This window comes from Deltaproteobacteria bacterium (genome assembly GCA_019310525.1).
Taxonomy (GTDB): domain Bacteria; phylum Desulfobacterota; class DSM-4660; order Desulfatiglandales; family HGW-15; genus JAFDEE01.
Map to the genome: position 1 here is coordinate 1 of JAFDEE010000064.1, position 15,883 is coordinate 15,883.

At 54.0% G+C, this 15,883-nt stretch carries 11 protein-coding genes; all 11 read right to left on the minus strand.

Annotated features, from left to right (window positions below):
- A complete protein-coding gene (locus JRF57_11915) occupies positions 1-1,848 on the minus strand; it encodes a glycosyltransferase (protein ID MBW2304405.1) in 1,848 nt (615 codons plus the stop codon).
- A gap of 13 nt (positions 1,849-1,861) precedes the next feature.
- The gene (locus JRF57_11920; GenBank protein MBW2304406.1) at positions 1,862-3,025 is read right to left on the minus strand and encodes a glycosyltransferase family 9 protein; all 1,164 of its coding nucleotides are present in this window, start codon (positions 3,023-3,025) and stop codon (positions 1,862-1,864) included.
- Entirely contained in the window at positions 3,026-4,204 is a 1,179-nt protein-coding gene (locus tag JRF57_11925) for a glycosyltransferase family 4 protein (protein MBW2304407.1), read from the minus strand. It abuts the gene before it with no gap.
- Complete coding sequence (locus JRF57_11930) at positions 4,197-5,279, minus strand: hypothetical protein (protein ID MBW2304408.1); 1,083 nt, start codon at positions 5,277-5,279, stop codon at positions 4,197-4,199. The genes JRF57_11925 and JRF57_11930 overlap by 8 nt, the downstream gene beginning before the upstream one ends.
- Before the next feature lie 58 nt (positions 5,280-5,337).
- Positions 5,338-6,525, minus strand: coding sequence for a glycosyltransferase family 1 protein (locus tag JRF57_11935; protein MBW2304409.1), 1,188 nt, complete (start codon positions 6,523-6,525; stop codon positions 5,338-5,340).
- 20 nt (positions 6,526-6,545) lie between these two features.
- Positions 6,546-7,544: a glycosyltransferase family 4 protein gene (locus JRF57_11940; protein ID MBW2304410.1), complete on the minus strand. Its 999-nt coding sequence runs from the start codon at positions 7,542-7,544 to the stop codon at positions 6,546-6,548.
- On the minus strand, positions 7,541-9,367 hold the full coding sequence (locus tag JRF57_11945) for a DUF115 domain-containing protein (GenBank protein MBW2304411.1): 1,827 nt from the start codon (positions 9,365-9,367) through the stop codon (positions 7,541-7,543). The genes JRF57_11940 and JRF57_11945 overlap by 4 nt, the downstream gene beginning before the upstream one ends.
- The gene (locus JRF57_11950; GenBank protein MBW2304412.1) at positions 9,354-10,619 is read right to left on the minus strand and encodes a tetratricopeptide repeat protein; all 1,266 of its coding nucleotides are present in this window, start codon (positions 10,617-10,619) and stop codon (positions 9,354-9,356) included. Before JRF57_11950 ends, JRF57_11945 begins: the two co-directional genes overlap by 14 nt.
- A gap of 377 nt (positions 10,620-10,996) precedes the next feature.
- A complete protein-coding gene (locus JRF57_11955; protein MBW2304413.1) occupies positions 10,997-12,349 on the minus strand; it encodes a glycosyltransferase in 1,353 nt (450 codons plus the stop codon).
- Complete coding sequence (locus tag JRF57_11960; protein MBW2304414.1) at positions 12,342-14,072, minus strand: glycosyltransferase; 1,731 nt, start codon at positions 14,070-14,072, stop codon at positions 12,342-12,344. The genes JRF57_11955 and JRF57_11960 overlap by 8 nt, the downstream gene beginning before the upstream one ends.
- Before the next feature lie 35 nt (positions 14,073-14,107).
- Positions 14,108-15,883: glycosyltransferase (locus tag JRF57_11965; GenBank protein ID MBW2304415.1), on the minus strand; the 1,776-nt coding region annotated here is incomplete at its 5' end.

The following is a 15,883-nucleotide window of genomic DNA, read 5'->3' on the forward strand; positions in this document are numbered from 1 at the left end:
TTAAGGGAAGGCGGGGGAAGGATCTGCCGGGGGTTTTACGGCTGCAAGGACCCGCGCCGTATCCAGGCAGACACGGGCGAGGGCGGGGGCGGACCGAGCCGTCAGGGATTCCGCTATCCTGACGAACTGGGTGCCGAGTTCCGGGAGGGAATGAAGTACGATGTCACGCTCGAGATTCAGGAGACGGAGGAGGTTGTCACAATATAGGATGCAGGTTTCGATGTCGGCCTTTTCAAGGGCGATCCTCGAAAGATATACGTATGGTTCCACCAGGTCGGGGTCGATGTGGGTCATCTCAATGAAGGCATCAAAGGCCCTGGATAAATCGCCCCCGTAATACTCTGAAAGGCCGAGGACCCGGTAAGCCGGGAGGAGAAGGTCACCCCCCTCCTCGATGTATCCAAGGGCGATCCGCCGGGCCTTTTCAAACTTTCCCATTTCCACGAGGCATAATCCCAGGTTGATCCGCGCCTCAGGATCATGAGGATCGCGGTCCAGGACCTGCTGAAACAGGGAAGCGGCGATCTCCGGGTGGCCCCATTCGAGGTAGGCAGGGGCCAGGGCGAGAAGGAGCCCTCTGTCGGGGGTGGTCTGCACAAGGAACTTTTCCAGGGCCGACCTTTGTTTTCTCCGTTGTCCGGATCTTTCAAGGAGGTGTCCGAGTTCCAGGAACTGTTCGGTGTTTCCCGGATCAAGCTCCAGGACCTTCCAGTATTCCTTTTCTGCCTCGCCCGGCATGTTCTTGGTCCAAAAGACCCGGGCAAGCTCAAGGTGAAAATGCAGCTCGGAACCACAAAGATCCCGGCTCCTTTGAAAATGATCTTCCGCCTCGGCCGGACTTCCAGCAGAGAGGGCCATCACCCCGGACCACAAATTGACAAGCCATAGGGCCCCGAAGGAATTGTGGACGATCTCACCGAATCTGGAAGGGTCGGTCTCGATCTCCTTGTGGATCGCCAGGTATGCGTCCCGGTGTTTTCGGAAGAGGGCGGAGTCGTCCTTCTTCATGTAGATTCCTGAAAGGATGAAGTGGGAATCAAGATGGTCCGGGAAAAAGGAGATGGCCTTCAGGCAATGGCCCTCTGCCTTTTCATCCTCGCCCAGATTGTGGCGGGAGGCCGCAGCGATATACAGACTCCAGAGGTAGTTGTGAGGGACCATGCGTTTTTTTTCAAAGAGATCTATCGCCTTTTCCGCGGATTCGGCCGCAGGGCGGTACATCCTCTCAGCGAGGTAGGAGGCGGCCAGGAAGTGGTGGGGCCTGGGATTTTCGGGATCCTCTTCAATATCGCGCTTCAAGAGTTCGGTAGTGCGCTCGAATTTGTGCCGATCCACCTCTTTCCCGAGATTATAGCCGTGGTGAAAGAGACGAATTTCAAGAAACAGGGATTTTTCAATGCCTTCCAGGTAATTGTGGACCCTCCCCTTATAACGGATATGTGGTCGGTTTCGTATGAACCGCACCGAATTGGCATGAATGAGGCCCGATGGGCTGGGGCACTCGACCCGAACCAGAGCACTGTCGATATCTTCACCTACGTCAAGGGCCTGGTGCAGGGAGAGCCCCTTGAGGGGCAGCAACTCCTCGTCTGCGTCGATGATGAAGAGCCAGTCCCCCGTCGCATAGTCCAGGGACTGGTTCCGGTGCTTGCTGAAGTGGTGCTCCCAGGGATGATGATAGACCCTTGCCCCGAAGGATTCGGCGATGGACACCGTGCCGTCCGTTGAACCCGTGTCCACCACCACGATTTCATCCACGTGGCTTCGAATGCTCTTGAGACAGTTGGGAAGGAGCTTTTCCTCGTTTTTCACGATCATACATGCGGAAATTTTCAAAGGTTGAGACATGGCATTGGTCCTTTCAGGATCCTGTATCTTGCAAGAGTTCTGTGAAGGCCAGGCGAATTCTTTCCCTTGGTATGGCCATCAGGCAGGGGCTGAAAGATGTGCCTTTTAAACGTGATTCCGGGCATCCTTCCAAGGACTTGACGATTCCGCAAGGGGAGCGGCAAGTGGAACCCGAATAGGCCGCCCTCAGGGGCTTCACCCTTTTATAATAACGAATCCAGAGTTCGTCCCTGGTCGGTCCGAAAAGCACGAGGCTGGGTTTGCCAAGGGCCTCGGCCAGGTGGTAGGCGGCCGTATCTGTGGTTACAACTGCATCACAAAGAGCGATGACCGAGAGGTAGTCATCAAGGGACCGCATCATGGCCGTCAGGTCCAAGACCTTATCACCGTATGGCCGGAGGAGTTCCCGGGTGCGAGCCTCCAGGGCCTTTTGCTGGGCCACGACAAATCCGACCTCCTTAAAGGTTTCGACGAGAAAGAGGAGCTTTTCAGGGGGAAACTCCCTCAAGGCGTTGCTGGCCGTCCAGTTCAACAAGACCCGGGGTCTCGAAGGGTCTTCGGCCTGCTCAAAGGTCTTTGAAATCCCCGGGGAGCGGGAGGGATCCCAGGAGATCCGGGGGGCCTTGTCTTTGATCCGGGTGTAATCAATGGAAAGGAAATCCAGGAAATAGTCCGTCATGTGGAGACGGGTGAACTTGTTGAGATCATCCCTTTCAGAAAAATCGATCAGGTAATCGACCTGGAGCAGTATGTCGAGGCGCAGGGGCAAGGACAGGAGCCTGTCGATATCCCGGTTGTCTGTGAATATGGGGTGTTTCTCCTTCTGGGTGGAAAGCCAGATCTTGGAGCCCCGGGGAAAGCACCGGCGAAAGATGCGAAGAGCGGGAAGGAACAGGACGTGGTCCCCGATACCGCCGTTTCGAAGGATCAGGACGTTTCCGGGTCGGTCGATGTCGGAAACGGTGTTCACCATGCGGGGAAATCCTTTACATCGGCCCCTGTCAAAGGAAAGGTTCAGAAGAACGTCCGGGTGTCTTTTGAAGAGTTCCGATGCCGAGAAATTGTCGGTCACCAGGATGTCTTCGATATTTTGGAGGCGTGGGTCCAGGGGTTTCAACTCGTATTCCTGACCAAAGATGTTGGCCCTGGCTGATTTGTTGACACACAGGAAACGCATCTAGCGATCCCCCGTGAGCAGGTAGTGAAACTCCTCTGCGGCCTTTCGCCACGTGTATCCTTCCATGGATTGGGCGGCCTTCCGACCGATCTTTTTAAGGTCGTCCCGGTGGTGGTAGGCCCATTCCAACTTTTCCACGATCTCCTCCAGTGACGGGTCGTCCCATTGTTCGATCACCCGCCCCTCCCGGTCCTTCATTGTGAAGGCCTTCAAGGTCGTGATGGGCAAAGAGTTGTCCGTAGTGATGATGTCCCGGTGGCCGGAAGACATGGAGGCGATGGCCGCTCCCCCGCATGCCATGTATTCCATGAGGACGAGGTTGGTGCCGCCCTCGCACCTGTTTGGAAAGAGCCCGCAATCCGTGTTGCTGTAAATCTCGGGCATCCGGGCGTGGGGGAGGGGCGGGAGGGTCAGTACCTTTTGAGGGTCGATCCCGTTGACCTCCATCAGCCGCGAAACGGCATGGAAATAGCCCCCTTTGGGCATGTAAAAGGTAATGTAAGGGGAAAAACGCATGGTCATGAGGGAGGCGTCCCAGAGGTTGAACCAGGAGTTCACGAGTAGTACGTCTTCGTGTCTGTCCTGGAGCACCTTGAAGGCCCTGATGACGAGGTCCTGCCCCTTCCTCAATTCCAGTTTTCCTCCGGAAAAGACGACGAACTTGTCCCTGTGATCAGTCCGTTCACGGGATTCGTGCCGAAACAGGGCGGGATCTACTCCCTGGATGACTGTGGCGGTATTGCGGACCCCCTGATTTTCGAGCACTTCCCTGCACCAGGTGGAGCCGGCCGCCACTACGTCGTAATAATCATTGGCCCAGGCCACTTGATCCGGGTCCAGGAAGGGGGTCTCAAAAAAGGTGTAGCCGATGACCCGGGGCGCCTTGACCTTCATGTAGAGTGGCCGGAGGGTTTTACCCTCGATGGCCTGGAGGACCGGGTGATCGAGGCAACGGGTTTCAGACAGGTCGCGGCAGGCGGGCAGATCATCCACCGGCCTCCAAAGGGAAGAAAGTCGCTCGTATTGCGAGGAGTCGCCGATATCCTCGAGGGTGAAAGGATCAGTAATATAGGTTACGCGGACCAGATCCGCGAGGTTCAGGGTCAGGTGGATCCCGCAGACCCCCCAGCCGAAATTGACACCTCGCGGCATGCTGATGTAGATGGGCGGATCATCCATGGGAATAACCGTACATCCGGGTGATCTCTCTAATCATTGCTTGGAGAAGGATCCCGGGTTGGATGCTTTCGTGATAGAAGGCCCGGCATCTTGGGTATCCTAAAGGACAGGTATCCCCGGTGCTGAAGCATGGAGCACACTCGATCTTGCTGGCCCGGGAAAAGACAGCCGGGTAATGGTCGAAGTAGTCTTCTCCGGTGGTGGAGAGCAGCACTATCGTTTTTTTCCCAAGTATACCAGAGAGGTGGGCCACGAAGGAATCGACTCCCAACACGAGATCCATTTGATCGAGGAGGGCCGCCAGTTCCGGGATCCGGGTTCGTCCGGTAAGGTCGTGCAGGAGTTCGGTCCCCGGCTCGATTTCATCGCTCAAGGGCCTGGTCCCGAAAAAGAAAAGTTCAAAACCCAGGTCCAGCAGGGAATCAACGAGAAGGGCCTGGAGTTCCTCCGGGTAACTCTTAACCGCTCCGTTGGAATCAAAGTTGATCCCGACGCGGATCCTTTTGGACTGGGGGAGTTCCAAGCGTTTCGAGGTCTCCCGGGGGACCCTGAACCCGATCCCGTCCATTTGAAGGGGCAGACCAAAGGCCCTGCAAAGGATCTTCAGGGGTGATTCCTCGAGGAGTGCGCGTGGATTTGCGGCAAAGGCCGCGAGTTCTCTCAGCAGGTAGTCGTAGGACTCCACCTCTTCGAGGAGTGGAGGATAAGAAAGGCAGTCTCCCTCCAACCCCATGGGTTTAAGGATGTAGGCGTGTTTCTCCGGGTCCCCGCATACATCGAAGTTCACCCCGAAGCGCCGCATCATGAGGGCAAGAAAAATTCCTACCGTGATGGTGTCGCCGTAACCCCCTGAGTGGAGCAGCAGGATGCGTGATCCCGGCCTGAGATCCCTCGTTGCCTCCGGGGAGAAGTCCTGGACTCTCGGTTCCCCTTCCAGGATGACACCTGCACCCATTGCCGCTACATCCTTGGCGAATTTCCCGAAGGTATAATAATCCTTCCCCTTTTCGAGGCGACCTTCACCGAAAACGGTCGTTGAAAAGGCGAAGTCCTTAGTGGCGTGAAGAATTCTCATTCCTGTCCGGTCCCCGGGGACAAGGGCCCCGGAGAGTTTCATCTCTTTTTTCGGGATTTCAGGCCCCGGTTGACTTGAACAGGGTTTCCAGGAGATAGCGACACCTGTGCTCGTAGGTATGATCTGCGGAAACACACCGGAAGAGGGCCGCCGCTGTTTGATTTCTCTCGTTGTGGTGTTCGAGATAGAATCTGATTTTTTCCTCCAGCTCTTCGACTGATCCGTAGGTGATCTCATCCGCCTCAGTGAATACCGAGGTCAACTCATGGCTTCCCCGGGTCAAGAGAAGCCCGCCGGCGGCCCCTGCGTCGAAGAAACGGTTGTCGATGGAATCTATACTCTGGAAGGGCGGAATATCCAGGTTCACGACGGTAGAGCGGTAGATGTCCGGGAGTTCTTCAAAGTAGTCCACCGGAGGATGAAAGGTCACGTGGGAGGCCTCCCATCTGAGGTCCCCGAAGTAATGGAGCGGGAAATTGTGGAGACAATTGAGCAGGACATACCGGTACCTTCCAAGGCCCTCTGCATAGAGGGGGAAGATAATTTCCCGGTGGAGTAAAGGATCCGTCCAGGAGAGGCGTGGTTTCGTTGCTCCGGAACCAGGGGGGTTTTTCAGGAAATCATTAAGGAGACCGAAGAGGTCGGATCCGGGGGATCGCATCTTCATGAGCATGAGTTCATCAATGACGGGGTTGAAGGGATTGCGGCTTTCCAAGCGTTCCCGTCTCATCTGTACAAAGTCCGGTATGTGCCCTACGAAGGCCACTTCCCGCTCGAAGACAGGGGGGGTGAGAGCAGGATCCCATGCCGGGTCCTTGATACGGGCCGCATGGCGGATCGGATGACAGTTCTTGAATAGCTCCCGGAGCTTGTCGAGGTACCAGGAGTCCCATACGAAGAAATGGTAGTAATCCGGATGGGACCGAATCTCTTGAATCAATTCATTGTCAAGTCCGAAGAAAGGGTTCTCGAAGCAGAGAAGCACCAAGGGGATGCCGTGTTTTCGAAAAAAATACCCTCCTCCTATCTTGGGCATTGCGGAAAAGCCGTAACAGAGGGCAAGATCGGCATTGAAGTCCACGAAACGCACGGCCAGTTTGCGGACCTCTTCAGGTGTGGCCTCCCCTGCGTCGTGGCTGAGGGTGAAGACCCTGTGGCCGAGCCTTTCAAGGGCCTCCTTGTATGCCTCAAGGATCCGGATGGTTACATCCGCCCTGGGACGGTGCTTATAGATGCAGATATTCATCTCGGCTCCTCATCATCGTTTCAGGAAACCGCCCCAAGGATCGGATCATGGGAGTCGGCCCGGGGTGTCACGCCCAGGGAAAGGAAGAAGTCTCTCAGGCTTTCTCCTTCCTTCTCGAGATCCCGGAAACGGGAGGCCGTTTCTATCCCGTTTTTCAACATCGCGTCATAAGCCCCTTCATCCCTTTCAAGATCGCTCAACAGGGATTCCAGGGCCTTCCCCAGTTTGGGAAGGTTTCCGTTTTCAACCAGAATGCAGTTCCGGTTTCTTCCGGATCCCACCATATAATCATTTCCCCCGATACCGGAAAAACCCAATACCAGACATCCGGAGGCCATAGCCTCAAGGATGGAGGTGGGCATACCTTCCTGGGTGGAGGCTGCCAGGAAGATCCTGGATTCAACCAGGTGCCTGGCGTATTCTTCTTCTTCCATATCCTCCAGGCGGATCCAATCGTACTTTCCGGCGATTTCCTCCCTTTTCGAGAAGATGGAATTCAGGATCGCTCCGGGTAAGTCCTTGCGCGCCGTGTAGCAGATCCTGTTCTTCTTGCGCTTGGGATCATAGTGATACCGTGTGGTGTCGACGTAGTTTCCGATCAGCGTGACTTTCAACCCCATGCTCCATTCCAGGAAATCCTTGATGAGGGGAGAGGGGGTGATCGCCCGGGTGATCCCGTAGTCCTTCCAGTCCTCTCCCATGGGTAGATTAATGTAGATATAGGCCCAGTTGAGGGCAATGGCGATGCGGAGGCATGGAAGGTCTTTGGTCTGCTTCATAAGAGCAGCCATCCCCTCCGGAAAGACAAGGACGTCCTCCCTTTGGACTTTGGGGGAATCCTCCAGCCAGAGGACGGGTACTTTATAGCCGTGCCAGGAAAGGACAAAGCCCCTCTTCCGGTGAAGGATCGCAGCGTTGAAGCCGAGCCGGTTCAAATGGAAGACGTGCCTGTAGAGCCGCCTCGTTCCCGCAGAGGGAGGGGCGAAGTCCGGGCAAAGGTAATAGATGGTTCCGGTCATGGAATCCTGCATTCCCTCAAACGAGGCCTGATCGTGTCAAGGGCCTTCTCCAATTCCCTGAAAAAGAAGGCATAAGCTTTTAATTCTTCCTGGCTGCACCCCGGTGATGCCTTTGCGTCTCCATGCTTGCCTTTATCATGTATGGACTCGAAGAGGAGGAGGTCTGTAAGGAAGTCTCCCAGGATGTCAAAGGTGTTCCTTTCAAGAACCCGGTTTCGAAGTTCCTGAAGCGATCTCAAGACCCCTCCGCGAATCGGGCCGCGTATCAAATCGATGGCCTGCCTGACAATCCTCTCCGTAAATTCCATTTCCCTGTTCATCCATTCGAGCCCGTCCCTCAATCCTTGCCTCCCTCGGGTCCTGTTCTTTGAGAAGACCAGGCGGAGGCTGTCGTATACATCAACGGAATCCGGCGCAAGGAATTCGTTCAAGGCCTCCCCCATGGTCATGACCCTTGTGCCCCTGATAAGGGCTCCGCCTTCGGTGGCGTCGATGCATTGTGCGTCGGTCCTTGAAATTTCTCTTTCAAGGAGGCGCAACATGAAAATAAAATGATTGAATGTCTTTACGCGGCCGCCGTGAACATCCTCGATTTCGATGAGATCCCATCCCGTCAAATCCGGGGCCCATGTTCTGGCCGATCCCGTAACGTGGTGCCTGCCTTCAGGAAAGGAGAAGTCGAAACCGGCCAGGATGATGGGATCGCAGCCGAGGTGCCTTGCCGCCACGAAGGCAAGGTGTGAGACCGTGGACATCCGGGGAAAATCCGGAAGATCACCAAGGAGTCCGACAAGCCAGTTTGAAAAGGTGTTTTGGGCATTTACAAAAAACCTGGGTCCCTTAAATTTTTTTATCACGTCCGGGAACGCCTCAGGGGCGAAGACCAGGGATACCTTTTCCAACTCAACGGGGCTCAATCCCTCGACCTTTCGAATATTAGAAGGAAGGATGTCAAGGGTCGCAGCCACGTGGGGAACAACGCCGGCCTTGAAAAGGGAGCGAAGGGCCGCGTCCACGCATATAACAACCGACCCGTTTACCGCTTCCTTTAAAAGACTTATGTTCTTGTCCAGGGAAGGGCCCGCGGAGACGACAACGGCGGGAATTTTGGGAAAAAGCCCTTGCAGGCTCTTTGCAGAAGCAGCCTGGAGCAATGCGCCGATATTGTTGAAAAGGTTTTCCAGCCTTGCCGGGATCTGCTCCTTGAAGGAGACTATGGAGGCTTTGATATCCCCTGCGTAAGCGTCCACTCCCGCCTCGATGTCCCTGTAATAACCGGGGGATATGGTTGTTGCCGGTGTGTAGACAAGTTTTTTGAGCGCCCCGGATATGACCTTAGGTAGAATTTCTCTCAGGCTTTCCGGGAAGGCCGTCGAATCCATCCCCGTGCAGAACCGGATCCTCGTATCTTCAATGACATCTCGAAGATCGAGATGAGTGAATGACAGCTTGAGAACGCCTGGATCATGGCAGACTATGAAAAGATCATGTCCTGGGGACATCCTGGCGCGGATTTCCCGGGGGAGGTAACCTAACCCCATACCCAAGAGCACCGTGGCCTCCGTCCCCGGGAAAGCCTTTCCCCCGAGCAGGGTGAGGACCTCCCTTTCAGGGTCCTTTGGGCTGTTGATAAAATGGCCCTTTCCGTTGCCGTTCACGTAGAAAAGGGTAGGGGCGCCCGATACCGACGGAAACACCTTCATTTCCGGAGGTGGATCAGCTTCCCTGACAAGCCTTGCCAGGACGGGGTCCCGCTTGCCTAAAACGTCGAGGTTTCTCTCAAGGTAATCCACTTGTTTTTCCCAGGGGTCAAGGGGTTTCATGAGCCTTTTCAGGGTCAAAATCCGGCTGCAGGAAATCGAAGTTATTGAGCTTGTCGAGCCACCATTCCCTGGCCTCCAGATTGGGCTCCTTTACGTTTTTCAACCACTGGATCCACTCCACATAATCGTCCGCAGTGCGGCACTGGGTGACCTTTTCGAATCTGCAGCTATGGGCGGCATACCTCCCCTTGAGGAGCATGATGGTCTGGATGTTGGGAGTGCCGTCGGAAATCCAGGGACGCAGGGTTCCCTTGCACCTATCCATGAGATCTTCAAGGGTTTCTTCTGAAACAAAACCATGGAAAAGCAGATTTTCCATCCCGGGCCGGTTGAATCTGTCGGGGTCTTCATCCCCGACGATATGGAAAATGACGTCAGGACACCTGGCGGCGATTTCGAAAAAAAGGTCGGCCTGTATGAAGTCGTCGATCCCTCTTCTCCAGAAGACCAGCAGCATGGTCTCCCCGTCCGGAAAAGGGGTTACCCAGTATGCGCGGGGGTCCCCGTTAAGCATCGGGCGAACGACGGCCTTCAACCCAAGTTCCCTGAGGATCGCTTGCTGGCGTTCGGATTGGCAAACATGAAGGGCCTCCACTTTTTCAAGGATCTCGATCCTGGCTTGATTCCCCTTGAGCTTTAGGGCGTCGCTTCCGCGCCAGTTTAGGATTTTCCTGCCCTGGTGGGCGAGAACCTGGAGAAAATCCTGATCAAAGTACAGTCCGAAGAACCAGACGGGTTCCCGGCTGTGAAGGGAGGGCACATAGTGCTCCAGACCCAACATCTTCCTGACCTTTTCGGCATGGTGGATCACACCCGGAGAGGTGTAGAATTTCCATGGAACACCGGTTTCACGAAAGGGGGCGCCATCTGAAGAGAGTTCCCATGGGTTTTCATTTTCTCGGAATCCGCAAGGAACCGACCCCCCGGGCCCTTCATGCTTGTTTTCCGGACAAATCCCCCGTTCTTCTATTAGAGGGGCGGTTCCCTCCCTGCAAGATTGCTGAACCAGGATAAGGTTGTCGATCGCATCCTGGTAAAAGGGATCGACCCGGAGGGCCTGGAGGAAGTATTTTCGGGCCTTGTCAAAGTCTTGCCTGTGATGGGCGATGACCCCCAGGTTGTTCAAGCCATCCTTGTTTTTGGGATCCTCTTTGAGGATGGAGAGAAAAACCCTCTCGGCCTCCTCCAGCATGCCTTCGGCGAAAAGGTTTTCGCCCATTCGTACCTGATCTCCAATTCCGATTTCATTCATCTGGATTTCCCCTTTGATTCAAGATGTAAAGAGACCTTTGAAAAACGTTCAATTTTGTTCAAGGTCAAGGAGGGCGAAAATTTTAACCACAGGAATACATTGAAGTATTTCGAGGATTAAAATTTGAGCCTGACGCCGAGATTGGGCAAAAGGGAGCATTTTTCAAAGGTCTCGTAAACTACTATCGGCTGAAGCCGATAGTTTTAGGGGCCAAGGGTCCAGGGTTCAAGGGTTCAAGTGAAAATCATTTTACCTTAACTCCTTCTTCCTCACTCGACCCCTGGACCCCTTGAATCCTTGAACCCTACTCAAAAAAACGATCGAACTAAAGTCTTCGTCTGAAGACCCAAGGTTCTCCCATTCCCCGATTGAGACATTCAAAGGGCCCCCTTCGATGCCCTGACCCCTTGGGTTTCCGCATGAAGTATTTCGAGGAACCTCTGGAAATTCGGTGGGGTGGGGCCTTTAAGGACATCTTCGCAAGCGTTCTTGAAGGTATTGGTCTCCTTTATGGCATCCACAAGGGAGACCATTTCCATAAGCCTGTGCTTGTAAGTATGTCGTGCCAACACCGTTTCCTTTCCTCTCTCTGCAATTGATAATGCTTGCTTAGGGTTTTCCAGGTAAAAAGCCACCCTTTTTTTCAACTCTTCAAGGTCCCGGTAAACGACCATGTCCTTGTCGATATCGAAAAACTCCTCCACATCCTCCCTGAAGTCTGTTATGAGAAAACCGCCGCAGAGGGGACAATCAAAGGCCCTCTGGTTGACCGTGGTTTTGAGTTGGTATTTTGAGATGTTCAGGTTGATCCGGGATTTTCGGTAAAGATCCGCTATTTCTGAAGAGTAGTAATCCACCCTGCCTCCATAGGACCGCTCACCAACAATCTTTTTCCAGAACGGTTCTCCGTAAACCGCTATTCCGAAAGGTTGAAGAGAGAGTATTGTTTTGTGTCTCAGACGAAAGCTCGCCTCCCGATCGATGAACGATAGGACCATCTGTCTTGTGATCCCGTCGGGATACTCGAAATCGACGCCGAGAGCCGCCGCACAATCCCGAACAACCTTGTCGGTATCTTGTTTGAAATTCAGCATGTATTGCTCAAGGGCCATGTCTAGAACCTCCGGCATGCGAGCGGGCATGGTCTTCCAGAGGGTCGAGATGTTTTTTAAGAGGTATTGGATTTTTTCAAATTCGAGGGCCCCGACAAAAGAGACGTCGTTGCGGAAAGCGGTTCCCCGGGGAAAGCGGGTGCCGTAACCGAGGAGCCTGTCATGGTTGGCGCCCAGTGGAAGGGTATGAACCCAGGGAATTCCCCATTCTTTCAGGCGCCTTTCGTAGAAACGGTCGAAGGTGAAGGCGATGGTTGTCCGGGGAATGAATTTCGTGCCCCACTCCGGGATGATGAAGGGTTCGTCCACGTACCACAGAACGAGGGGTAGTCCCAGATAGGCGCAGAAATAAGAAAGGAAACCCTCGTTGTCAAGCCCTCCTCCATTGATGGTGAGCAGAAAATCGGGATCGAAAGAGAGAATGGTCTTCCCGATTTCAAGGAGATCGATTCGCTCCAGGGTATGCCCTTCAGGGCTCTTGCTCAACTCAATCTCGAAGGCCTCAACCCGGATATCCTCATTACGGGAGGAGAGCCGGATATCCTTGTCCACTACTCCCTTTGGGTTGAAGATGAGCAGAAGTCGGGCCGGAGAACTCTTCATGGGGCTGTTATCCATGGGCCGGACCCCCTGGTTTCTTGCATTCCAGGGAAAGTTTGAGGGGCCTTTCGTGTTCGTCGTAAAATCGGTTGGAGGGGTCCCTCAGGATGTTTACGAAGCCCGTCTTTTCGAGGAGTGCCTTCAAATAGTGGAAGGTGATCTGGTTTTTATGTGTGCCGTTGATTCCTCCGTCGCCGTAATCTTCCTGGCGTCCGCAAAGATTCTCCCGCCAGTAGTCATCGGAGACCACGGCTTCTCCGTGACAGCGAGGACAGTCCGGTTTTGCATAGCCGGCCGAGACGCAGTCGCATTTCCTGCTATAGAACGCTATCAGACGTTCAAAATCAGGGCAGCAGAGATACAAGGTCCCCCCGGGTTCAAGGACCCTGAAGCATTCGCGGAGGAATCCCGGGAGGGTGCGGTACGGGAGGTGTTCGATCATTTCCCTTGAAAAGAGGCGGTATACGGAGCCTTCGGGAAAGGGGATGGAGTCCGCGAGGTCGTGAACCACGTCAGCGGTTTCCCATGGCATGACATCGATACTGATGAAGTCATCCTGGCCTTCTCCCCTGAGCTTACTTGGAATTATCCCGCCCCCCAGTTCGGCATGTATCTTTCGTCCGCCCAGTTCGCCTAGCCCCTGTTCCCGACACAATTCCTTGAGATGTGCCAGGAAGTAAAGGGATCGCGTCCTGTTGGGTTCAAGGGTCAATGCCCTGGCGAAAAATTGGAGCGCCTCCCTTTTTTCATCCTGGTGGTACAGGACCTCGCCGATCTGCTCAAGGAAAAAGGGGTTTAAGGGATTCAGGGCCAGCGTGGCCCCGAAGCATTCAAGGGCCTTGGTGAAGTCTTCCTGCTGAATGTGGATGCACCCAAGCATTGCCAGTACACCGGCGTTTCTGGGATCCTGCCCCAGTATCGTTCGGGCGGTCTCTTCAGCCGTTTTGTACTTTTTCCTCCTATAGGACTCCATCAGCCGTTGGACCCAGGGAATCATGGGATGGATGGAGAAAAACCGCTGTTGGGCCTTCCGTATGGCACCCGTAACCTCTCTCTTCTTTTCCTTTTCCTTCTCGGTTCCGGGGCGGTACACCAGGGCGTTTCTCTCAAAAAGGGTGGGATATCCTCTCCGCCAGACCCGGTATCCCAGTTCAATGTCTTCCCATCCATGCTCACCAGGCTGTGCGAAAGATTCATCAAAGAGACCGGCCTCCATTACCACCTTTTTGGGAAACGACAGGTTTCCGGTCACGAAATGGCTGAAGTTCAAGAGGTCGGATGCGCTCAAGATCAATTCAGCAACGGCCTTTTCCTCGGTCACAGAAACAGGTTTTTCCTCTTCGAGCTTTTCTTTCACTTCCGAGCGGTGACCGAGAACAATATGGGGATAGCCCTTTTCGTGGTGCCTTACGTGGGACTCAACGAAGAAACGGTTCGGAAGGCAATCATCATCCATGCTGATTACGATCGGTGCCCGGGCCTTCCGGATTCCCAGGTTCCGGGCGACCGACACGCCGTTTACCTCCCGGGGCAGGCCGGTCCTGACCAAGGTGGTTTCGTACTGGGGGTGTATGGCTTTCAGGGCTTTTTCTCCGGTATTCCAATCCCCTGAGTCATCTGCAATGATAACTTCGAATGCGTCCGGTGAAAGAGTCTGATGGTTCAGTGCCTCCAGGAGTTCTGACAAAGAATCTATTCGATCGAATGCTGTAACCACGATGCTTGCAATTGGATGAGGCATGGGATTTCCTTTATATGAGTTTTATGAATAATGAATCAATGGAGAAGAAGATTCCTGTGGGTCTCCGATGAAGAAACAGGACTTTCTTCAAAAGAAGTCTGGAGTCGGTTTTCCATCCGGCGGTAAAGCTCACTGATATCTTCCCTTTCAAGTAAACCGAGCCTTGCCCCGATAAGGATGAATTTCCTTATTTGCCTGATTGCTCCGATTTCCTGAAGACAAGAAAGCAAGTGCTTCAGGATGTCTGTTCGGGGAGAGACCTGAAAGGCCGCTTCATGAAGAATCGCCGCCTTTTCAACGTCACCGGAGACGTGAATTTTATGGGCACACTCTTCAAAGAGTTCTGCAACGTCACCGAGGGTTTCAAGGTTTCGGTCGATGGGAGTCCCTGACTGTTTCAGGAACGTGTCGAGTTCCATGATCGCCGCTTCAATCTCACCTTCATCCATCAGCGGAATAATGCGAAACAGGTGCAGGTCGGGCGGAAGATCACAGGCGCACCCCAGGAGTGTCCGGAGGTGAGTATCAAGGTCTTCACGGTAAAGGACACCGGCTACCTTCAGGAGAAGATCGGAATCGCATGAGATAAGGGAAAAGGCCTTATTGGGTTTGCGGAAGTCCTCATCCTCCGGAAGTTCCATAAAACGGGATAACAGCAACTCGGCAAAGGGGTTTTCTGGAAATTCACCCGGACACATATCGGCCAAAAAGGCAAGGAGGGGGATTTGCATGTCAGCAGGGACGTCCCATTCATCCAGAAAGGCCTGTACCCGATCCACCGAACCAGCAGGGGGCAGGGATTCCCCCAAGAGAGGATGGATGTGCATTTTGGCCTTTCCTGTTTTACCAAAATGCAGGTAGGCCAGGGCCATCATGAGGTGAATCTCGGGACCTTTGTCTATGCTGTAAACGATAAGGCCGGGAAACTTCCCGCGGTTTTTAAGATAATGTCCGAAATGTTGAAAATAGTTGGACCCGTGGTTTAGGACCATATCGAAACGACCGGTTCGGAAGGCTATATCGACCAGGGTCCAGTAGGCATCCACGCATGCAGGAAAGACTTCAATCGCCCTTTGGCAAACCCTTTCAGCTTCCTCAAGGTTTCCGCGTCTCATGTGGGCTGCAGCGAGAACATAGAAGATGTTCATGCAGAAAAGCGGGAAAGACTTCCCGGGAACAAATTCCTGTAAGAGTTTTTCTCCCCAGCGGATACAGGACTCAAGGTCATAATTGAACAGGGTTACGGCCATGTAATAGAGGGTGAAGGGATCACCGGGGTCCTTTTCAAGAAGGTTCTTCAGGATGCGATGGTTTCTTTCGAATTTAGCCCGCATCTTTGCTTCAGACAGGGCATAACCGAAATGACGGATGACTATGTCGGTTCCGAGGCCGAGGCCCTCGGTGATAACCGGTCTTTCGTGGATGGGGTTTTCAAAGCGGATTCCGAGACCGTTCCTGAACAAACGGATGAGGACGGCCTCTGATATGGGCCTCCCGTTCCTGTAATCGCGCATCAGGCACAAGAGGTGTGAGACATCTCGCGGCGCGGAGCTAACCGTCTCCCTGAGCTTGATGGCATGATCAGGTTCGAGGCATTCGTCTGCGTCCAACTGGAGAATCCATCTTCCCTTGGCCCTGGCGATGGATTGGTTCCTGTGGAAGCTGAAGTCGTTTTTCCACTGGGTGGAGAATACTTTGGCCCCGTAACGGCGTGCGATTTCCCTGGTGCTGTCGGTAGAGCCGGTATCAACGATAATCATTTCATCCACGGCCCCCCGAACACTTTCCAGGCACCGAGGAAGGGTGGTCTC